The sequence below is a fragment of the Roseibium suaedae genome (assembly GCF_900142725.1).
Lineage (GTDB): Bacteria > Pseudomonadota > Alphaproteobacteria > Rhizobiales > Stappiaceae > Roseibium > Roseibium suaedae.
Map to the genome: position 1 here is coordinate 415,609 of NZ_FRBW01000003.1, position 21,539 is coordinate 437,147.

The window sequence follows — 21,539 nt, forward strand, 5'->3', positions numbered from 1 at the left end:
CGTACAGCGGGCAAACCATGCTAAAAACTGTCATTCAGAAGTTGAAACGCGATGGCTCTCCGCTTGTTCTCAATGCACTCTGCCGAACGGAGCCAAATTGCCATGAAACGTCGAATGACGAGGGGAGCGTATGAACACGATCGAGTTGGCATCCAAGCAGGTTGACTGCAAGGTATTTATCTCGGTCGACTGGCCGGATACTGCCGACATTCCGAGTTCATTCGTTTGGTTGCGACCTTACGACCTCACATGGAACGACTTTGGTCACATAACCAAAGCGATGATCGTGTTTGTTGAAAACGGGGAAGCCGTGTTCGAATATAACGGTAAAGCCGCATATCTCGAGCCGGGGGAACGAAAGTATGTGGGCGTGGGAAATGCCGTTCAGGGACTATCAACGGATGAGCTTGGGGTAATCGCTACCGACAGTCAAAATGTGATCTCTCTGGCTGAAGCTCAAGAGATGTACCGCATGATCATCCGAGAATTAGGGGTCGAGCTAGGCAACGACCGTCTCGCGGCAGCTGGGGATATGGTTGCACTCCAGGGTGATGCATCAAGGAGGGAAATCGAAAGGGCCGCATTGGTATCGGATGTATTCCGATTTTCTCTCACAAGGGAGTCGGAAGCGTACCATGCTTTTAAGAATGCGGGACCCATTCTGCGAGGGCTCGATCAAGAGGACATTTCCTCGGGACCCGAAGCGGTGGTGATAAATGTCGCCGATCAGGATGGCCGGAATGTAGAAGTAGATTTCACATTCGATCACAGTGCTACAATCCCGAAACGTACCTGTGTAATCATTGGCAAGAACGGGGTCGGCAAGAGCAGGGCATTAGGCAACATTGCTCGTAAAGCCTTACGTGGCATCAGTCGCAGTGCCAGCGAGGATAAGAACAGGATAGTTGCGAGCCGAGTATTGGCATTCACTCCTGGGAATGAATATACTGGTATCTTTCCAAATGAGAATTGGAAGCGGCCCGCTACTTACTACAAGCGACTGTCTACAGGTCGCGTGAGGCACAGCACCGGCGGAAATACAGCGACCGCCAGCATCGTGGAATTATCGCGCAACGATAGAAAAATCGCTGACAAATCGCGCTTTTCGATTTTCATGGACGCTGTCCAAGCGATCAATCGGCCAGAAGAAATCGCCTTTCAGTCATCGACGAGCAAAAACATAATCCCACTTACGGAGCTGATGGCTAATACGGAGCAGCACAGACTTGAGTTGCTTTTCGACATGAATCAAGCAGTCGAGCCGGGTCGAATGGTCAACGGCCGTTTTTTCTATCTTAGCAGTGGTGAAGTCCGCCTCATAAAATTGCTGGCACAAGCATGCACCTATATTGAAAACGGGTCTCTGCTGCTGCTTGACGAGCCTGAAACGCATTTACATCCGAATTTCATCGCGCGTCTGATGAGTGCCCTGGAGAAGCTTCTTGCCGACACGGGATCCTGCGCCATCATGGCCACCCACTCTGTCTACGTCGTACGCGAAGTTTTCCATGACCAGGTGCTGGTCATGGAAAAGGATATTGATGGGCTGATTGCAGTCAAAACACCCGGCATGCGTACGTTCGGCGCCGATATTTCCTCGATCTCTGCCTTTATCTTCGGTGAAGAGGACACCTCGTACCTTGCTGAAGACACGATACGCAGAATAAGAGCGGAACACCTCTCTTTCGACGAACTGCGCGATAAGTATGGTGCGTTCCTTTCTCGGGAAATCCTCAGCGAGCTGCGCGAGGAAGAATGAAGAAGTTCGACCACCGTTCGAAGGGGCAATACCGTGCTCTAGCGGCTGTGGCCCGGAATAGTCGGGCCAAAAGAAGCGCTCCTGCTATTAAAACAAGGATGGACTTTTTTGCTTCTGCCTATCGCGAGTACCTGAGGAACCGCGGAAATCCCTGGTTGATGTCCGGTCATGTTTGCGATCAAGAGTTTCGTGAAACAATGGCTGGCCTCTTCGAGTCAAAGATCCAAGCAGTAAGTTATATTGCCGCCCTGCGCAGAGCCTCACGCGGTGGTTGTTGCTCCATGTGTGGTTCGCTCAATAACAATCAGGTCGATCACTATCTTCCTCAAGACCACTACCCCGAGTTTTCGGTGTTTTTGCCGAACCTTTTTCCGATTTGTTCGTGCAACCAAGCAAAGGGAAAAAAAACTGTAGGACCCACCTACGGAGAGCGGTTTCTCCACCCTAAGTTCGATAGAAAGATCGGCGAACGCTCACTGTACGTCCGCATAAGAAATCATGACGAAGCGCCGACATACACCGTAGTCATACGTAAGCCCAAAAGGGTTCGCGATACAGCAGCCTTCAGTTTCCACACCCGTACGCTAGTTTCCCAAAACGCTCTCGTCGAACACGTTAAATCCGGATTCGAGCGCTTCTGCCGGCGACCAGGAAACGTAGTACGGCTGCTCAAGCGCTCTAACCCTGACAGTAAGGAGCATCTGATTCGTCTGCTTCGCGACGAAATCGATGAGGTATGTTGGCAACATCGTACAAAAAACAATTGGGAATCTGTGATGTTACAGGCTCTGATTGAGCGTCGCACAGTTGCGTGGCTTTGGAAACGCTTGTCAGTACCTGGCCGCAATGCGGGAGACCCATTGGTCGACTTGTAGAGAGCCGGGGTCTGCGTGCGACCTGTTTCCGTAAAGCGGGCCTCTTCGGAAATTGCTGTATTTTCCGTACCGACCGGAAAAGATGCGGATCGTCTACACCAGAAGGGGTGCAAACATATCAACTTTCCAGATTTCATAGCTTAGAGCGGCTCGACCGGAAGCTTAGAAGGCATGGATGAAGCGCACGGAGTGTCCGAAATGAAGGGCGCAAAGCGGCTGTTTAGATCTGTTGTTTCAACTGTTCCCTTTGGCATCTCGCAAATGCGTGCTTGCTTGTAAATTTTTACAATAAATTTGATCTGTTAACTTTTTGTCCGGAAAGTTCCGGAAAAACCGGCTTCACCGAACCGCAGGAGCCGTAAATGACTTAGACGAAAATCACCTATCTCACTGATATTATGAAGGTAAGTATGCCTTCAAAGGATTCATTCAGATCACCCGGCGGCTCACAACGATGGTTAAATCCGGAAGCAGAAACTTCGTTTCCAGCCCACCATTCTGAAACCCAAGGTGCCGTCCAACATGACATCATCACGTCAAGGCACATGAATCCCTCCTAGCCCCCTGGCGGAACAGCCGGTTCGCCAACCAGCGAACACTCCCCTCCCCCAAATCCGAACATGTTGAGGATCTCGGCTGCTGTGGCAGTGAATATCTCGACGTGAGGATCAGTCACGCCCAAAAATCGGAAAAATCGCATTATGACCACTCAGACGCCGCGTGCGTTTTCCTATGAACCTGAGACCTTCCGGTCGATCGCTCAAGACCTCCAGACGTACCGAGCCACCGGACATCCCGGCCGTAAAATGTCGTCGACGGCGCCCCTCATTTTGGACTGGAGCAAAACGCTCCTTCCCTTTCCGGGCATCATTGGCACGTCCGGAACGGCCACTGTGCTGGAACCAGTCTTTGCCTTTTCCGACGACAACTCCTGGGCCCTTTTGGCTCAGGGCTGGGTTCGCCTTGAAAATCACATCGACGACCGGCTCGATATCGCTCGCCGCATAACTTCCTGAACCTGGAAGGATTAGAACCCGGCCTCCCCTCACTCTGAGCGTCCGGACCTTCTTTTCTCTCTCCCCAATCCCTCAATACGCGACGCCAACGTTCCGAATCCCTTCGGAGCGAACGCGAGAGCTATGTCTGAAAGCACTCGAATGAAACGACCAAACATAATTCATGGGACCGGACGCCAACTGGGGCTCCTCATGGCCCGCATGGCTGTTCGCCGCGCACTCCGGCAATGCCCGGGCCTGCATCGCCGTTCGGCATACATCCTCGGCGTCGAACTGCCCAATGACATCGACACCAAGCTCTATGAGGAGGCACTTGAGCACGAGTTCCAGAGCATGGATCCGGACGGCCCGGGAAGACGGGCATGCCCGGAGTTTCACTATTTCATCGATGAGCGTGGCAAGTCGTCGTACCGGCGCAAGGCGCCTTTCGAAGCGTTTTCAGTCGGGAAGAAGCTGACCGAACACCAGAGGCTCATCGGCATCGGAACCCCGAAGCATCCAATGTCCGACGTCTTCCGGACGATCGCCGAAGCCGTGATTGAGGTGCGCCCAGAAAGGCGTCACTTGCAGGCCGCCTCTCTAATCGCTCGCGGCTTTCATTTAAGCGATCACATCGCAAACGATCTCATCGCCCACAACATCTCCAACCTCTCAATCGCCTTTCGCGGAAACCGACCGCTGAAGGCAGTTCTCAGTATGCTCGAAGCCCTGGCTGCGGCGGAGGCATCCATTACTCCCAAAGGACGCGACGACGAAGAAACTCCGCCGCTCGAAGAGATGTCCGGATACGGCGAAGCGAAGGAATGGGGGCTGGAGCTTGCTCGCGACCTCAAGGATTGGAGTGCAGGAGCGCTAGCCTGGTCAGACGTCGATCGCGGGGTTCTCCTGCTTGGCGGGCCAGGGACAGGCAAAACGGTTTTCGCTAAAGCCCTTGCAAGGTCCTGCGGAGCCACGTTCGTTGAGTGTTCCTTGTCAAAGACCCAAGCGCTTGGACATCTCGGCGATATGCTGAAAGGCATCAATAAGGCGTTCAGCGAAGCCCGAAACAACACGCCGGCGATCTTGTTCCTGGATGAGTTTGACGGCGTGGGGAACAGGGAGACGCTTTCGCGTCATGCGCCAGAATACGCGACCCAGGTGATCACCGGCTTGCTCGAGTTGATGGATGGGTCTGAAAAGCGCGACGGCGTCGTCATCATTGCGGCCTGCAACCGCCTGGAGACGATCGACCGCGCCTTCCTCAGGCCGGGACGCCTTGAACGCGTCATCGAGATCCGTCCACCGGACTACGCCGCTCGAAAGGCAATCTTCAGCCAGCATCTGATGTCTGCACTCCCGGAGGATGATCTCAATGAAATTGGGCGTCTGACTGAAGGATGGACTGGCGCCGAGCTGGAACGGCTTGCACGCGATTGCCGGAGAGCGGCGAGACGAACTGGCAAGGCCTTGAACGCCCAACAGGTGGAGAGCACGATCTCGAATACATTCACCAAGGTTTCCCCGAGAGAACTCGAGCGGTTCGCGGTTCACGAAGCTGGGCATGTCGTCGCCGCCTATGTGATCAGCGATGTCGTTGCCACGGAAGCTGTTATTCGGGAGTACGGCAAGACAACCAATGGCTATCGGATCGAAAGTGGCGGACAAACTACCCTCCCCGTCGCCCAGGCGAGTTTCCAGGTACGCAGTGATTATCTCGACAAAATCGCTGTCCTTCTGGCCGGACACGCTGCGGAAGAACTTTTCTTCGATGAGGCGTCAGACGGAGCCGGTTTGGTTGCAGGGTCAGATCTTGAGCAGGCAACGATGGTTGCGGCCCGGCTGGTGGCTTCGTCAGGTCTCGCCAAGAACCTTGTTTTCAGAGCTGAGCGCACCGACACCGATCTCCGGCGTATCCTTCGGGAGGATCCCAAGTTCACCCGAGCTTGTGACACAATCTTGAGGGCTCAATCGCAGCGCGCTCATCATGTTCTGGGCCAACACGAGTCCATTTTGAGAGCAATCTCAGCAGAGCTCGGCAGAAGAAAAAGCCTCGCCCGCAAAGAAATCAAGAGATTGCTCACCCTCAAAATGGATCAGAAATCAGATTGACTTCAATTAGTTACGGCATTTTTCGTAAAATCGACAATGGCAAAATTACCCTTCCTTACCCGTGTTTTCCAAGTTTCCTGGAACCGCCAAAGAAAACCTGGTACCGGTTTGTCCTTCGCCTTGGGGTGGCATCCCGCCATCTGTGGGCGAATTCGGCTTCACCCACCAGCTCAGTCTGGCAGGAAATAGGAGGTAGCCGACCATGACTTTCATGCACAACAATTCGGCTCTCCGCGAAGCCGCACAAGATCTCCCGATACACAACGCTTGAGTTGGGTAACCGACCGCCTGCGCGATGTCTGACATTCGACATCCGCCGGAGTTGGTTCCCTTCTGCTGTCTCGTCGTGACCTCACCGGTCATGGCGCGCAGTTTCTGTTGCTGATGTCGGGAAACGATACCCACTGATTGTCGTTTTAACCGGCACAGCAACTCTCCCCTCAAGTGTTCGAGTTTCGAACCCGCCACGGTGCGGGAACAGGAGAATTGTGCCATGTGGAATGCATTGAACCGTATCCGCTCGCTTGCCCAGTCCGGGCTCTGCCGATGCCGGTGGTTCCGCCTGCTGAATTGCTGCCGTGAACAGTCACGTCAGGACCAAGTAGGAAAGGAAACCACCATGTCCAACGACAACTTTAATTTCTTCAAGTCTCGCAAGCCGTCCAAGCGTTCTCGCAAGGGAACCCTGAAGTCCTCTGCCTCGTCCCGGAGCTTTTACCCGAACGACACCCTGGACAGCTGGGCCTTCTGCGAAAGCGCCTTGGAGCGAGAGTTCCTGACCATCGTGCTGGTGCACCCCGGCGTCGTCGAGGTTCAGGAACAGCCTGAGGCTGTCACCTACATCGACGACGACGGCAAGGAGCGGACGCATACGTTCGACTTTCTGATCCGTCTCTGCGACGGCCGGACGATCGTTGTCGACGTCAAGGCTGACAGCCGGCGCTTGAAGAGCGGGATCGATGAGGTTCACCGGCTCATCCAGGCGCAGCACCCCGGCTATGCGGACAAGTTCATTGTCCGTACCGATCGCGAGATCTCTCGCGACGGTGTCCGGAACGCAGAGCTGATCCTGCGGGCACGCACACTCTGGGATGAGGAAGCCATCGAAGAGCTGCGCCGGCACCTCGCCTCGATGCACGGGGTGTTCCGGTTGGCTTCTCTCGTCGCCCTCTTCGACAGCGAAGCCGCCGGTTTCAACGCCGTCCTCAACCTCATCGACGCCCAGGAGCTGAAGCCGGTGACCCGCGGTCGGATCAACGACAACACCGAGCTTGAGATCCGCAAGGCCGCCTAACAGGAAAGGAATTGGAACATGACTGAACTCACCGGCAACAACCAGATCGCAGATGTGGCCTCCGGATCCGATACTCGGATCCGGCTCGATCCTGAAGCAAGGATCTGGATCAATGGTCGCCCGTACGTCGTGGTGACGTTGGATGAAACGACCAACGTGCTGCGGTGCGTGGACCTCCCTCGCGTCTTCGCGCGTTTCACCGACGCCGACCTCCGGAAGCTGATTGCCCGAGGTCGCTTGATCCAGGACTACGGAGCGCTTTCCCCGTTCGAGCTTAGCCTCCGGCACAATCCGGAAGTCACGTTCTGGCACCTGGAACCGGAGGTTGCCGATAGCGTGATTTTCCGGATGTACCTCTGCTTTGGGCTTCTTGAACTGGACCCGAAGGGGAAGCTCCCACGAGGCGATGCCTCCATGGAGGTCGCGATCAGCCAAATCTACGAACGCTGGATGCGCCGGATTTCAAAGTGGGAAGGTTCCAGCCGGCCTCTCCCCACCAACAAGTGTCCGAAACCTCGAACCGTCCGGGATTGGCTTCGGAAATTCGAAGCCAGTGACTTCGAGCCCATGGCGCTCTGCCCGCAGCGACACAAACGCATCATCTGGAGCCGGTGACGCGCCGTCCCTCTCGAACTCCCCCCGATTTCCGGAATGCATCCCAACAGGAAAGGATTTTGAACATGCTTGAACACAACACGAACCAGACCGTCGCCTCCACGTCCGCCTCGCGGATCCGCTTCGCGCCCCATTCCGAAATCATCATCAAGGGAGTTTCGTACACCGAAGCTCTCTCCGATGAGGCGTTCTGCGTTCTGCGGCGCGTCGACAACCCGGACGTCCTCGAGAAGTTCACCTACGTTGAGCTGAACGACCTTGTCGCGCAGGGGCTCCTCACTGAGGAACGAGGCGCATTTGACCTCTCCAAGCAGGCTCTCAAGATCGGTCCTAACGTCAGGCTTTCCGACCTCAAGCCGGAAGTCGCGGAACTCGTTCATTTTCGCCAGTTCATCTGCGATGAATTTCTCAAGATGGAGGCGGCCCATGAGACGTCGCGCAGTGACGCCGCGCTGGAGCAGGCGATCGCGATCCTCCACGGCAAGTGGAGCACTCTGCTTGCGCAGCGTGCTCCTGGGACTCGGTTCAGCAGCCAGCAGACGAAGGGGTCTTTCGGGATTCCAAGACCCAGCACCGTCCGCCGGTGGCTCCAGAAGTACGAAGCCGCCAACTTCAATGTGATGGCGCTGTGCCCCATGAAGCACAAGTGCGGCAACCGGTCGGATCGCCTTCATCCGGACGTCCGGGCGCTTCTGCGCGATGGGGCATGGGAATATGCCAGCCTCTTGAAGCCGACCATGGACAAGGTCTATGGCAAATTTGTTGAACATTTCGACGGGTTGAATGAAGCCCGCGCCGAAAAAGGGCTGCCGGCCCTGCCGCTGCCGAGCAAGGCGGCAATGCGTGCAGAAATTCGCAAGCTGGCGCCCTATCACGTCGACGCCGGTCGGCATGGCGTCCCGTTTGCGAAGAAGAAATACGCCTACATTCAGGGCAAGCATGACCCGGAATGGCCCTTGCAGGTGGTCGAGATGGACGAGTGGCAGGTTTCACTTCAAAGCCTGCTTAAAGGCGATCCCGTGTAGGAAAGCTTGGGCATCACTGCAAAGAAGCAGTTGGACGAAGAGGTCGGGCGCATGCAGCTCTCGGCGGCCATCGATGTTCGAACCAAGTGCATCCTGGCAATGCAACTGGCTCGTACGGCGACTACTGATCTCGCCATCGCCACTCTGAAAATGGCAATGACCGACAAAGGCGACATCGCTATGGCCTCAGGTTGCGACACCCCCTGGGATATGGCCGGTCGCATCCAAATGGTCCGCGTGGACAACGGTTCGGCTTATCTTGCCGATGCATTCAGCACCTCAGCGATCAATGCCGGGATCGCTGTCGACTACACCGTTGCCGGCGCGCCCCATCTGCGCGGCTCCATCGAGCGCGTATTCAACAGCTTCCACACCGGAGCCATCTCGCTCTTTGAAGGACGCACCTTCACCAATGTCGTGGACAGGGGAGAGTACCCGGCAGAGGCGCGAGCGACTCTCACGATTGATAAGCTCAGTGAGGCGCTCGTGCGGTGGGTCGTCGATATCTACCACAATACTCCCCATGGCGGCCTGGGCGGCCGCTCGCCAAGGGAGGTCTGGCTTGAACTCAAAAACAAGGTCGGTGTCCCTCTGTCTCCCCGGAAGGATGAAATGCGTGCCTGCTTCGGGATCACCGTTGAGCGCGACCTCCGCAGTGAAGGCATCCAGCTCTACTGCAACAAGTACCAGTCCACGGAGCTTCAACGCATTCGTCGGGAGTTTCGTCTCCGGAAGAAGTTGAGGGTTCGCTTTGATCCGGACGATCTCGGACACATCTCCGTCGAAACGCCCAAGGGCTGGCTCAAGGTCCCGTGCACCACGCCCGAAATGCATGGAATTCCGCTGGAAGCGCATGTCGAAAACCGGCAGCGCATGCTGGCAAGATACGGTGAAGAAGCCGCCCGCTCTGCCCCGATTGTCAAAAAGGCCCTCGCCGACCTTCGTCGTCTTGCAGATGAATCCCGCGCCCGCCGCGGCATCGCATCGCCGGTCTTCACCGCCACCAACCTCGCCCATCTCGAAGCCCATTTCTCTGACGACCGTGTGCGGGTCGATGAGGCGTTCGACGGCGACATCCTGGGGCTCGATGAACCCGAGGACGCCGGAGTGGCGGGTGATCCGGAAGCTGCCGGTGAGACCACCGTGTCACTGGTCAGGGACTCCATGCCGTTCCTGGGCGACGACGATGATGACGATGACTTCGAATATGTTCTGGAGGACTGAGATGCAGACTGAAATGACCCACGACGAAACTGCCGCGGCTGAAATGCCGTCACGACAAGAAGGACGACGCCGCCGACGAAAGCGCAATCCGGAAACTGCGGCCCTCGAAGTCGCGCTGAAGCACAGCTACTATCCTCACCCCTGCGACGATACTCTGTACGACCGCCTAAACACACTGCTCGACGACTTCGACGACTACAATACCGTTGCGACGCAATTGGGCTTCAGCCGCGTCGGGCGGCTGAACGAAGGCAGGGCAGTCGTCGTCGTTGGAGAGTCTGGAACAGGGAAGTCTCGCTCTCTGGAGCGCGCATTTGCCAACCTCGGGATGAACGACCGATCGGACAAGACCTTTGTGGTCTCCGTCCGAGCTCCCTCTCCGTGCAACCTCAAGCAGCTTGGCATCGAGATCCTGATTGGTTTGGGTTATCCGGTTGAACGCGATTTTCGCGAAAACGTCGTCTGGCGCGTGGTCAGAGAGCAGCTCGCCCTGCGCAGGATCCGTTTCCTGCACCTTGACGAATTGCAGCATCTGACCCAGCTGAATAACCCTGCCGAGGCACTCAAGGTCTGCGACACCCTTAAGGGGGTGATGCAGAATGCGGATTGGCCGATGTGGCTGATCCTGTCCGGCATGCCCAATCTCGCGCGCATCATCGAGAGTGACTTCCAGCTGCGCCGCCGCAGCACCTTTGTGCGCCTTGATCAACTGACCGCCTGCAAGGGCGACCTGAAGGAAGTCCGAAAAGTTCTCGGCAATTTTGGTCACAAAGCGGAATTGTCTCTCGACGGCCTTCCAATTTTGGAACTCGCCAGCCGTCTGCTCCATGGGACTGAGGGTCGTCTGGGATATCTCATTGAAATCGTCCAGGAAGCCTTTTCCCTGACGCTGCAAGAGGGGCGGAAGACCCCTCTCATGGGTGATTTCGAGCGGGCCTATGAGGCTAAGACCGGTTGCCGCCCGGAGCACAATGTCTTCGCCGACGGCGTCGAGTGGCAAAACGTTGACGTCCGCAACACGCTGTTCCCCGACCAGGACCTCGAGGAAGAACCGAGCCCCGGCAAGCGGCGTCGCAAGGTCGTGCGAGGCGCCTGAGCATGAAACTCAATCCCTTCTACGTCCCCACCTGTCACCCGGACGAAACCCTCACGAGCTTCGTGTCGCGCGTCGCTGCCATGGCATCTCGCAGTGCCCGTGACTTCTGCCTCGACATGGGCCTGAACTTCCATGCTCTGCGCGATGGCGACCCGAACGAGGTTGGCGCCTTCGCCGAGCTTGTCGGCTTCGACGACGGAAGATTTCCGGGCGCAATTCTTGAACGCACCGGCGACCGTTCTTTCAAGATGAACGCCGAACCCCTTCCCAGGGCGTCGCTTCGCCGCTCGACGGTTCGCGTCTGCCCTCATTGCATCAAGGCAGATCTGGAGTGCAGCGCTGACCATGAGAAGGTTCGGCCATATGGACGCTGGTCCTGGATGATTGCATCCGTCCAGACCTGTGCGAAACACAATACGCCTCTGATCGTGGCCGCGACCGACGATAACCCTCAGATGCTGCACGACTTCTCGCTGCATCTTCAACCCTTTGCGGAGGAGATCGACCGGCATGTTGCCGAGGCACGTGACCGGATGCCGTCGGACTTCGAGACCTATGTCCTAAGCCGCATCAAAGGCCAACCGTCCAAGTTCTGGCTCTCGTCCCTCCCCGCCTACGCCGCCGCCCGGTTCTGCGAAATCATCGGAGCCACCAAGATCCATGGCGCCCAGGTGATGGCAGAAACCCTGTCCGAGGACGAATGGTGTGACGCAGGCCAGACCGGCTTTGAGATTGCCGCACACGGCCCCGAGGGCATCCGGGCGCACCTCAACGACATGCAGCGGGCATTCATGGAAACGCGGCACGCCTGGGGCCCCAGGCAGATCTATGGGCGTCTCTATGAATGGCTGGCGCATGAGACCGGCGACACCGCTTACGACACTCTCCGCGAGATCATCACCGAGCATGCTTTCAATACGTTGCCCATGGGACCTGACGACGAGATTTTCGGCAAACGACCGACAAAACGGGTCCTTCATTCCATTCACTCCGCCCACCTTGAAACCGGAGCCCATCCAAAGCGGCTTCGAAAGGTTCTCCATGCGGTCGGGCTGATTGCTGACGAACAGATTGCCCTGTCAAACGAACGAACCCTGTTCCGTGCCGACGACGCCAAGTTCTATCTGGACCGGATCGAAGAGAGCATGTCCTTCAAGCAGGCCCGGGTCTACATCAACGCGCCCCGTCCTGTCGAACGGACGCTACTCGCGGCGGGGCTGCTGAAGCCTTGGCTCGAGGGTGGTAACGGCGTTCTCAAGGACCATTCCTTCGCGAAACGTGATCTGGATGAATTCCTGGCGGCCCTGATCGGCGACGCCCTGCCGGTGACGGAGGAAGAGAAGATCTTGGTCCCGATCCTGCGTGCAGTGAAGATGGCGAACTGCTCAACATCGGAAGTCGTGCAACTGATCCTGGACCGTCGCCTGGGCACGATCCGAATGGATCCGGACCTGACCGGCTTTCTTTCCGTTCTCGTCGATCCGGAGGAAGTGAAGTCGCTTGTCCGTCGGGAGGACCACGGCGGCTATTCCCTTCGCGAAGTCGAGCAGAAGCTGAAGACCTCAACACGCGTGATCAAGGCGCTCATCGAGTACCATCACCTTGATGCTGAAATCGCGGTCAACCCGATCAACCGCTGCCCGCAGACCATCGTGAAGCGAGACGTCCTGACCGCATTCATGGACAGGTTCGAGACCGCTAGTTCCCTCGCCCGCAGATCCGGATCTCATCTCCAGACCATGATGAAACGCCTTGATGGTTTGGGCGTCGGCCCCGCCTTCCCGAAGGACCAGATCCCTGCAACCTTCTATGAGCTGGACCGGGTTCGGTCAGCTGATCCGGATCTCATTCCGACGCCTTGAACCGGCTGCCCCACGACCGTCGATAACGCCTCCCATTCCGGGAGGCTTTTTTGTGCCTGCCGTCCGGACTTCAAGGACTTAGGCTTCTGTTGAGCCAGATTATTCATGCATTTGAGTACGACTTTGGCCGAAATCCGGGAATGACTGAGCCAAAGTTGAAAATAAAGCCGTTTAATTTCAATGACTTATTTTCTTCATGAGCCATACTATGCATTCACGTACATTGTCCCGAGTCGCATAGGATGGCCAATTTAGGCCAATAAGCGGCTCAAACGGCCCAAAAACAAAGAACCCGCCTATCGGAGACGATCGGGCGGGTTTTCTTTATTCGCAGCTCATGATGTCAGATCCTGGCTTAACGGCCTCATCGATATTCTTCGGCCGCGGTCGAGCGCTTCTCAAAGCAGCATGTGAACCAGATCACTCGCATTTGTCGTACCGGTAGTCACCGAACTCGAGCCAGCTCGTTTCGCCCTGCTGGAAAACGAGGACCTCCGAATTGTCCTCTCCAAGCAACGCCACGATGAAACCGCCCGGCGGCAGGGAATTGCCGAAATAACTGTAAGCCGTCATCGCCCGGACCTGTGTGCCGTCCACCGTGATTAAGGCATCCCATTCGCCGCCGGAGCGATCCATGATCTCGTACTGGATCCGGCGTTTCACATCGCCGCCGCCGCAATAGATAATACCCTCCTGCGCCTCAAGCGTTTGCGCCAGAATGATGAAGGGCCCTTGCGAAAAGCTCGGCGTCATGGACGGGATCTGGTCGCATCGCGTCTCAATGCTCTTGTCGGCGGTTCCTTGCCGGATTTCGGCAACATCACCGGCATGCCGGTTCCACTCAGCATGGGCGGAAACAACTGCGGCGGAAAGTGCCGCCGCGAACAGGATCATCATTCGTGTCATCACTTGCGGTGCCTTTCCCAAATCATGCGCGTATCTCTTCTTCTGATGGCCGGCAACCAGCCGGAAAGCATCAGCCGAATTGCGATGTGTCGTCATTTGGATCCGGCAACGGCGAATCCGGCAGGTCCGGGACCGCCGGGACGTCCGTATTGTCGGCGTCCGCTGTCCCGTGAGGGCCGCCCTCGATGGTGTCTGCAGGATGATCGGCATCCAGAACCGCCGGGTCCGGAAGATCGGCAGGATGTGCTGTCAGCGCAGGATCGGCTCCCGCAGCATCGAGATACGCGCTCATGTGGCCGGCCCGCGGCGCCGGCGGAGGCGATGCATCGTGCCCTTGCCCGATCGCATCGAAGTAGGCAGCAAGCCGACCGCCTCCCGTCGCATCTGGGCCGGTCGCGGCCGGCATTGCTTGCGACACGTCGCCCGCTTCTCCGTCATGAGAAGGTATGCCCGCATGGTCGGTATCGAGCGCCCCACTGATGAGTTCCTGGGTAGCGGTGTCATGATCTACCGGCGGCGCGGCGCCGATGCCTGTCAGGTCGATGGTGATGTCGTCAGGCCCGGCATCGTCCGGCGCATCATGCTGGACACCGGAAGATGGCGTGAAGGTGATGCCCTGGAGGGTGGTGTGGTCGACATGGTGCCCGCTGCTGCCGTGAACGCTCTGGACATCGATCTGAACCTGAACATCCGCGTCACCCGCGGCAATTCCCTGCTGAACGATGTGAAACGTGTCGACGTGCTGGCCCGAAGTACCAGAGCTTCCACCCTGTTTGATGACACCGGAGTTCTGCTGATAGTGGTATTCGAAGTGTCCAGTCTGCGGGTCGATTACGAGTGTGCCATACTGTCCATGCAGAGATTGAACCGCACCGCCATGCCCATTGTCGATGGCCCAACCGCCTGTGATTCCGCTTGTGATCGTTCCCGTGAGATGCTGAGAGCCAACGCCCTGCACGGTGCCAACAGTCGGTTTCACGGGCGGAGGATCGTAAGTCCCGGTCACCGTGATGACGAGATCTTGCGTATCCGTGGCCCCGGCACCGTCGGTGACCGTCACCGGGATGGTAACCTGCTGGGTCTGGCCGGCGGCAAGGTGTTGATAGGCCGCGTGGCTCGGGTCGAAGCTCCAGGAGCCGTCAGCATGCATGGTGAAGCCGTCGACCGGCTGGCCTATGGAGAACGCCTTGTTATCACCCGTGTCCACGTCCGTTGCAGACATCCGGCCTGTGACAGAGGCGCCATCCTCGGTGGCCGATGCCGTTGCAGCCGTCAGGACCGGGGCATCATTCGTGCCATGGATGGAGACTGTGATGTCGTGCGTGGTCCCGTCGACACTGGCGACCGTCAGCGTGTCCGTGAGCGGCGTGCCACCTGCCTGGAGCGCCTGAACGGCGGCCTGGCTGTTGTCGGCCGTATACGTCCAGTGGCCCTGGGCATCCAGCGTGAATGTGCCGTATGTCCCCGCGCCCGCTACTCCCGAGACCGGTGTAAACGCGGCCTCGCCCACGTCCGGATCGGCAATCGTCAGGGTGCCGTTCGCCGTCAGCAAGCCTCCCGTGAGGTGCTGGTCCTCGGTCACGTCTCCGGTGTCGGTACCGGTGATCACCGCGGCGTCCGGCGTCGCGCCCAGGACCAGCGATGCGGTCTGCTGGACGCTGCCGCCGTGACCGTCGGTGACCTGATAGCTCAGGCTCACCGGACCGTTGTAGTTGGCATCCGGCGTGAAGGTGAAGCCGTGAGCCGCGTCTCCGGTGATCGTCCCGTGGCTGGCGGTCAGACCGGTAACCGAGAGAACATCTCCCGTGTCGATGTCCGTGGCATGCGCCAGAAGCTGCGCCGCGGTGATCGGAACGGCCTTGTCCTCCGTGCCACTGCCGAGATTCACTGGTCCGCTCACGACAGGGACATCATTGGTGCCCGTCACCGTAATGACGAGGTTTTCCGTGTCCGTTGCCCCGGCGCTGTCGGTGACCCTCACCAGGATGGTAACCTGCTGGGTCTGGCTGGCGGCAAGGTGTTGATAGGCCGCGTGGCTCGGGTCAAAGCTCCAGGAGCCATCTGCATGCATGGTGAAGCCGTGAACCGGCTGGCCTATGGAGAAAGCCTTGGTGTCACCCGTGTCCACGTCAGTCGCAGACATCTGGCCTGTCACGGCACTGCCGTCCTCCGTTGCCGAAGCCGTTGCAGCCGTCAGGACCGGCGCATCATTGGTCCCCGTGATCGTGACGGTGATGTCATGCGTAGTTCCATCGGCACTTGCGACCGTCAGCGTATCGGTCAGAGGCGTGCCACCGGCCAGGAGCGCCTGAACGGCGGCCTGGCTGTTGTCGGCCGTATACATCCAGTGGCCCTGGGCATCCAGCGTGAATGTGCCGTATGTCCCCGCGCCTGAAGCTCCCGAGACCGGTGTAAAACCCGCCTCGCCGGCGTCCGGATCCGTGACGTCCAGCTTGCCCGTGGCTGTCAGGTGACCCGAAGCATCCACATGCGAGTCTTCGGTGGCACCTCCAGCGTCCGTTCCTGCAATCACAGCGGCGTCGTTCACCGCGGCAAGTGTCGTGGTGGCCCCGGTGTGGGTGACGCCGCCATGGGTATCCTGGACGTCATAGGTAAAGTGGACCTGGCCGTTGTAGTCCTTTTCCGGCGTATAGGTGTAGGTGCCGTCCTGGTTGTCCCGGATCGAACCGTGATCGACCTTGAGCGCAACCACGGTCAGCTTGCCCGCGTCATTGGCATCAACATCCACCGTGTTGGCAAGCAGTTGCTTCAAGGTCAGGGTCTGGGCAACATCCTCCGTACCGCCCGCGAGCTGGACTTCCGACGAGCAGTAGGGGCGATCGTTGCTGCCATGAATCGTGATCACGATGTCATGGGCCGTGCCGTCCTTGGAGTAGACCGTGATCGTGTCGGTCAGGTTCTGGCCTTCGCCCAGCCGGTCGATGGTCGTTCCGCGCGTCGTCGCGTACCCACCGACGGATCGTACGCTGCCGACATCGGCGTTGTAAAACCACTCGCCATTTTCCCGCAGCATGAGATCGCCGAACTGGCCGTGATAGGTCCAGCCGAGACCATGCGTATCGAAAGACGCTTCGCCGCTGTCCGGATCGGTGATCGTAAGGGTTCCCGTCGCCTGAATCGTCTGATGCCAGAGTTTTGAAATTCCAGGTTGGGCGTAGTCAGGCGACTTGTCCTGTCCAGCCATGTTCTCGGTCACGCTGCCGGTGTCGATACCTCCGATCACGGCTGCATCGCCGGTACCGGTGACCGTGATAACAAGGTTTTGCGTGTCCATTGCCCCGGCGCTGTCGGTGACGGTGACCGGGATGGTGACCTGCTCGGTCTGGCCCGCGGCAAGATGCTGATAGGCCGCGTGGCTGGGGTCGAAACTCCACGAGCCGTCCGCATGCATGATGAAGCCGTCGACCGGCTGGCCGATCGAAAAGGCCTTGGTGTCGCCCGTGTCGACGTCCGTCGCGGACATCCGGCCCGTAACGGCACTACCGTCTTCGGTGGCCGAAGCCGTTGCAGCCGTCAGGACCGGGGCATCATTGGTCCCCGTGATGGTGACGGTGATATCGTGCGTGGTCCCGTCGACACTGGCGACCGTCAGCGTGTCCGTGAGCGGCGTGCCTCCGGCCTGAAGCGCCTGAACCGCCGGCTGGCTGTTGTCGAGTTGATAGCTCCAGGTGCCATCCGGCTGCACCGTGAAAGTGCCATGGGCACCGACGGCATGCGGCTGCGGCACGAACTGTGCCTGCCCGGCGTCCGGATCCGTGACGTCCAGCTTGCCGCCCGTGTTGAGCAGTGTGTCTTCCGTCACCGTACCGACCACCGTGCCTCCAATCCGAGCACCGTCATTGGTTCCGGTCACCGTAATGACCAGGTTTTCCGTGTCCGTGGCCCCGGCGCTGTCGGTGACCGTCACCGGGATGGTAACCTGCTGGGTCTGGCCGGCGGCAAGGTGTTGATAGGCCGCGTGGCTCGGGTCGAAGCTCCAGGAGCCGTCAGAATGCATGGTGAAGCCGTCGACCGGCTGACCGATGGAGAACGCCTTGGTATCACCCGTGTCGACGTCCGTTGCCGCCATCTGACCCGTAACAGAACTACCGTCTTCGGTGGCCGATGCCGTTGCAGCCGTCAGGACCGGGGCATCGTTCGTGCCATGGACCGTGATCTGGATCCGGTGGGCCGTACCATCGGCCGAATGCACCTCGTAGATCGCATGGCCTTCCTGTCCGGCCGCGAGCGCCTGGACGGCGGGATGGGTGTTGTCGACCTCATAGCCCCAGGTACCGACGCGATTGATGTGCAGGCTTCCGCCGAATGGATCCGAGATCGCATGTTCGCCAAAGCGGTTGAACTGGAAGAACTCCTGAGACGGGCCGTCCGGATCATGAACGGACAAGCTCCCGCTGATCGCGAGCGGATGGGCCGATGAAGGCCCGACATTCCGGTCCTCGGTCACATCCCCGGTGTCGGTTCCAGTGATGACGGCGGCATCCGGCGTCGCGCCCAGCACCAGCGATGCGGTCTGCTGGACACTGCCGCCTTGACCGTCGGTCACCTGATAGCTCAGCGTGACCGGCCCGTTGTAGTTGGCATCCGGCGTGAACGTGAAGCCGTGAGCCGCATCTCCCGTGATCGTCCCGTGGCTGGCGCTCACACCCGACACGGAGAGAACATCTCCCGTGTCGATGTCCGTCGCATGGGCCAGAAGCTGAGCTGCCGTAATGCTGACAGCATGGTCCTCGGTCCCGCCGGGCAACGTGACCGGGCCTGAGACAACCGGACCGTCATTGGTGCCCGTCACCGTGATGACGAGATCCTGCGTATCCTTGGCCCCGGCGCTGTCGGTGACCGTCACCGGGATAGTCACCTGTTCGGTCTGGCCGGCCGCCAGATGCTGATAGGCCGCATGGCTCGGATCAAAGCTCCAGGAGCCGTCCGCATGCATGGTGAAGCCGTCAACCGGCTGGCCTGTGGAGAACGCCTTGGTATCACCCGTGTCGACGTCCGTCGCATGCATCTGGCCCGTGACTGTAGCGCCATCCTCCGTCGCGGAGGCCGTTGCTGCCGTCAGGACCGGCCTGTCGTTCGTGCCATGGATGGTGATCTCGATGGTATGCGTCGTCCCGTCGACAGAGCGCACAGTCACCGTGTCGATCAGCGTCTCGCCTGCTTTGAGGGCCTGAACCTGCGGCAGGTTATTGTCACCGTCGTAGTGCCACGTGCCCCAAGGATAGATCGTCAGGCGCGAGTTGCCGCCGAGCGCGGTCGGATAAGCCATCTGATAGGGCGTGTAGGAGACAAATTTGTCCTCTCCCGCGTCCGGATCAGAAATCGTCAGCTTGCCATTCGCCGACAGGGCATACATGCCTGTGATGTGATCCTCGGTGACATCGCCCTTGTCCTGACCGCCGATAACCGCCGGATCACTGACCGGCACAAGGGTCAGGGAGGCCGATTGAAGCACACTGCCGCCGTGACCATCCGTGACTTGGTAGCTCAGGCTCACCGGGCCATTGTAGTTCGCATCCGGCGTGAACGTGAAGCCGTGGGCCGCATCACCTGTAATCGTTCCGTGGCTCGCGGTCAGACCGGTGACCGAGAGGCTATCGCCTGTGTCAATGTCGGTCACATGGGCCAGAAGCTGTGGCAACGTGATGGCAACGGACTGGTCTTCCTTGCCGCTCCCAAGAGAGACAGGACCAGCGACGACTGGCACATCATTGGTACCTGTCACCGTGATGACGAGGTTCTGCGTATCCGTTGCCCCCGCGCTATCGGTGACGGTGACCGGAATGGTGACCTGCTCGGTCTGAGCAGCCGCCAGATGCTGATAAGCCGCATGCCCGGGATCGAAGCTCCACGAACCATCTGGATGCAGGGTGAAGCCGTCAACCGGCTGCCCCATTGTGAAAACCCTGGTATCGCCCGTATCGACATCTGAAGCCTGCATCTGGCCAGAGACGGATTTTCCGTCTTCGGTGGCAGAGGCAGACGCCGCTGTCAGGACCGGCTTGTCGTTCGTGCCCCCAATCTGCACGGTAATCGTCGTCGTCGTGCCGTCCAGCGTCGAGACCGTGAGCGTGTCAGTCAGCTGTCCGCCGCCCGAGGTCAGCGCCTGAACCGCTGGCTGGCTGTTGTCCAGCTGGTAGCTCCAGGTACCGTCCGGATGGACGGTGAAGAGGCCATGAGCTCCGGCCACGCCGGTCTGAGGCACGAACTGTGCCTGCCCGGCGTCCGGATCCGTGACGTCCAGCTTGCCGCCCGTGGTGAGCAGCTTGTCCTCCGTCACCGTGCCGACTGCCGTTCCGCCGATCTTGGCGCCATCGTCAGTGCCGTTGATGGTCACCGTGATCTGCTGCGTCGTGCCATCCAGCGTCGAGACCGTAAGCGTATCGGTCAGCTGTCCGCCGCCCGATGTCAGCGCCTGAACCGCTGGCTGGCTGTTGTCCAGCTGGTAGCTCCAGGTGCCATCCGGGTGGACGGTGAAGAGGCCATGGGCACCAGCCACGCCGGTCTGAGGCACGAACTGCGCCTGACCCGCATCCGGATCCGTGACGTCCAGCTTGCCGCCCGTGGTCAGCAACCTGTCTTCCGTGACCGTGCCGACCGCCGTTCCGCCGATCTTGGCGCCATCGTCAGTGCCGTTGATGGTCACCGTGATCTGCTGTGTCGTGCCGTCCAGCGTTGAGACCGTAAGCGTGTCGGTCAGCTGTCCGCCACCCGACGTCAGCGCCTGAACCGCAGGCTGGCTGTTGTCCAGCTGGTAGCTCCAGGTACCGTCAGGATGGACAGTGAAGAGACCATGGGCACCGGCCACGCCGGTCTGCGGCACGAACTGTGCCTGCCCGGCGTCCGGATCCGTGACGTCCAGCTTGCCACCCGTGGTGAGCAGCTTGTCCTCAGTGACGGTTCCGACTGGCGTTCCCCCAATCCGGGCACCGTCATTCGTACCGGTAACTGTGATGACGAGGTTTTGCGTGTCCGTTGCCCCAGCGCTGTCAGTGACGGTGACCGGGATGATGACCTGCTGGGTCAGGCCCGCTGCCAGATGCTGATAGGCCGCATGGCTGGGGTCGAAGCTCCAGGACCCATCCGGGTGAAGGCTGAAGCCCTCGATCGGCTGCCCTATGGAGAAGGCCTTGGTATCACATGTATCGACATCCGTTGCCTGCATCTGACCTGAGATGGCTTTTCCATCTTCAGTGGCTGAGGCGGTTGCCGCCGAAAGGACCGGCCGATCGTTCGTACCACTAATGACCACGCGCAATTCATGCGAGGTGCCATCGGCCGCATATATGACGATCCTGTCCGTCAACGCTTCGCCGGATTTCAACGCCTGCACAGCAGTCTGACCGTTGTCTGCGGTATAGGTCCATTGACCATCAGGTCGCAGTTCGAATTGACCGAAGGCTCCCTTACCGGCAGCACCGGTCACCGCCGTAAAATGCGCCTGCCCGGGATCAGGATCAGTGATCAACAGTTTGCCACCGGTCGCAAGCTGCCCCGACGCGACCTTTTGATCTTCCGTGACGACGGACGTATCAACTCCTCCAATCTGCGCAGGGGTCCGGGCCGCCGCTGAAGATTGTGCACCGGTTGAAGGATGAGAAGTTGTCTGAGAGCCCGTAAAGCCGTTCAATCCGGCAGACGAGACAAACGATGGCAGTGTACCGACAGGAGGTTGCGTACCAACGGGCGGATGCGTACCTACGGGTGGCTGTGTGCCAGCGGGCGGCTGCGTGCCAACGGGTGGCTGCGTACCAGCGG

General features: G+C 59.1%; 12 protein-coding genes. 10 read left to right on the plus strand and 2 right to left on the minus strand.

The genetic code is table 11. From position 1 onward, the window contains the following. Positions 1–130 precede the first annotated feature (130 nt). The 10 genes from BUA94_RS15400 (at position 131) to BUA94_RS15440 (ending at position 12,854) form a co-directional block, all read left to right on the plus strand. Complete coding sequence (locus BUA94_RS15400) at positions 131–1,759, plus strand: AAA family ATPase (RefSeq protein ID WP_073014202.1); 1,629 nt, start codon at positions 131–133, stop codon at positions 1,757–1,759. Next, entirely contained in the window at positions 1,756–2,634 is an 879-nt protein-coding gene (locus BUA94_RS23355; RefSeq protein WP_139251155.1) for a hypothetical protein, read from the plus strand. Before BUA94_RS15400 ends, BUA94_RS23355 begins: the two co-directional genes overlap by 4 nt. 701 nt (positions 2,635–3,335) lie before the next feature. Further along, positions 3,336–3,650 (plus strand): hypothetical protein, encoded by a 315-nt coding sequence (locus BUA94_RS15405; RefSeq protein ID WP_073014203.1) that lies wholly within the window; start codon positions 3,336–3,338, stop codon positions 3,648–3,650. Positions 3,651–3,842: 192 nt separating this feature from the next. Next, the gene (locus BUA94_RS15410; protein WP_073014204.1) at positions 3,843–5,738 is read left to right on the plus strand and encodes an AAA family ATPase; all 1,896 of its coding nucleotides are present in this window, start codon (positions 3,843–3,845) and stop codon (positions 5,736–5,738) included. A 619-nt stretch (positions 5,739–6,357) separates the two neighbouring features. Further along, positions 6,358–7,032 carry a hypothetical protein gene (locus tag BUA94_RS15415; RefSeq protein ID WP_073014205.1) on the plus strand — a complete coding sequence of 225 codons (675 nt, stop codon included), beginning with the start codon at positions 6,358–6,360 and terminating at the stop codon, positions 7,030–7,032. An 18-nt stretch (positions 7,033–7,050) separates the two neighbouring features. After that, positions 7,051–7,647, plus strand: a complete 597-nt coding sequence (locus tag BUA94_RS15420; RefSeq protein ID WP_073014206.1) for a hypothetical protein — start codon at positions 7,051–7,053, stop codon at positions 7,645–7,647. Then, positions 7,644–8,672 carry a hypothetical protein gene (locus tag BUA94_RS15425; RefSeq protein ID WP_139251156.1) on the plus strand — a complete coding sequence of 343 codons (1,029 nt, stop codon included), beginning with the start codon at positions 7,644–7,646 and terminating at the stop codon, positions 8,670–8,672. Before BUA94_RS15420 ends, BUA94_RS15425 begins: the two co-directional genes overlap by 4 nt. Before the next feature lie 6 nt (positions 8,673–8,678). Continuing rightward, positions 8,679–9,896 carry a Mu transposase C-terminal domain-containing protein gene (locus BUA94_RS15430; protein ID WP_073014208.1) on the plus strand — a complete coding sequence of 406 codons (1,218 nt, stop codon included), beginning with the start codon at positions 8,679–8,681 and terminating at the stop codon, positions 9,894–9,896. Position 9,897: 1 nt separating this feature from the next. Next, positions 9,898–10,992, plus strand: a complete 1,095-nt coding sequence (locus BUA94_RS15435) for an ATP-binding protein (RefSeq protein ID WP_073014209.1) — start codon at positions 9,898–9,900, stop codon at positions 10,990–10,992. A gap of 2 nt (positions 10,993–10,994) precedes the next feature. Then, complete coding sequence (locus BUA94_RS15440) at positions 10,995–12,854, plus strand: TniQ family protein (protein ID WP_073014210.1); 1,860 nt, start codon at positions 10,995–10,997, stop codon at positions 12,852–12,854. Between the two features lie 420 nt (positions 12,855–13,274). Here the strand turns inward: BUA94_RS15440 and BUA94_RS15445 are convergent, their stop codons facing one another. Both BUA94_RS15445 and BUA94_RS23360 read right to left on the minus strand, forming a co-directional pair. Beyond that, on the minus strand, positions 13,275–13,760 hold the full coding sequence (locus BUA94_RS15445; RefSeq protein WP_139251157.1) for a hypothetical protein: 486 nt from the start codon (positions 13,758–13,760) through the stop codon (positions 13,275–13,277). Positions 13,761–13,830: 70 nt separating this feature from the next. Then, on the minus strand, positions 13,831–21,249 hold the full coding sequence (locus BUA94_RS23360; RefSeq protein ID WP_175558056.1) for a VCBS domain-containing protein: 7,419 nt from the start codon (positions 21,247–21,249) through the stop codon (positions 13,831–13,833). Between the last annotated feature and the right edge of the window lie 290 nt (positions 21,250–21,539).

Excerpts from the sequence above, each read along its gene's own strand:
- BUA94_RS15420 (WP_073014206.1), top strand. The coding sequence starts at position 7,051 with ATGACTGAACTCACCGGCAACAACCAGATCGCAGATGTGGCCTCCGGA.
- BUA94_RS15440 (WP_073014210.1), top strand. The coding sequence starts at position 10,995 with ATGAAACTCAATCCCTTCTACGTCCCCACCTGTCACCCGGACGAAACC.
- BUA94_RS15445 (WP_139251157.1), bottom strand. The coding sequence starts at position 13,760 with ATGACACGAATGATGATCCTGTTCGCGGCGGCACTTTCCGCCGCAGTT.
- BUA94_RS23355 (WP_139251155.1), top strand. The coding sequence starts at position 1,756 with ATGAAGAAGTTCGACCACCGTTCGAAGGGGCAATACCGTGCTCTAGCG.
- BUA94_RS15405 (WP_073014203.1), top strand. The coding sequence starts at position 3,336 with ATGACCACTCAGACGCCGCGTGCGTTTTCCTATGAACCTGAGACCTTC.
- BUA94_RS15435 (WP_073014209.1), top strand. The coding sequence starts at position 9,898 with ATGCAGACTGAAATGACCCACGACGAAACTGCCGCGGCTGAAATGCCG.
- BUA94_RS15400 (WP_073014202.1), top strand. The coding sequence starts at position 131 with ATGAACACGATCGAGTTGGCATCCAAGCAGGTTGACTGCAAGGTATTT.
- BUA94_RS15415 (WP_073014205.1), top strand. The coding sequence starts at position 6,358 with ATGTCCAACGACAACTTTAATTTCTTCAAGTCTCGCAAGCCGTCCAAG.
- BUA94_RS15410 (WP_073014204.1), top strand. The coding sequence starts at position 3,843 with ATGGCCCGCATGGCTGTTCGCCGCGCACTCCGGCAATGCCCGGGCCTG.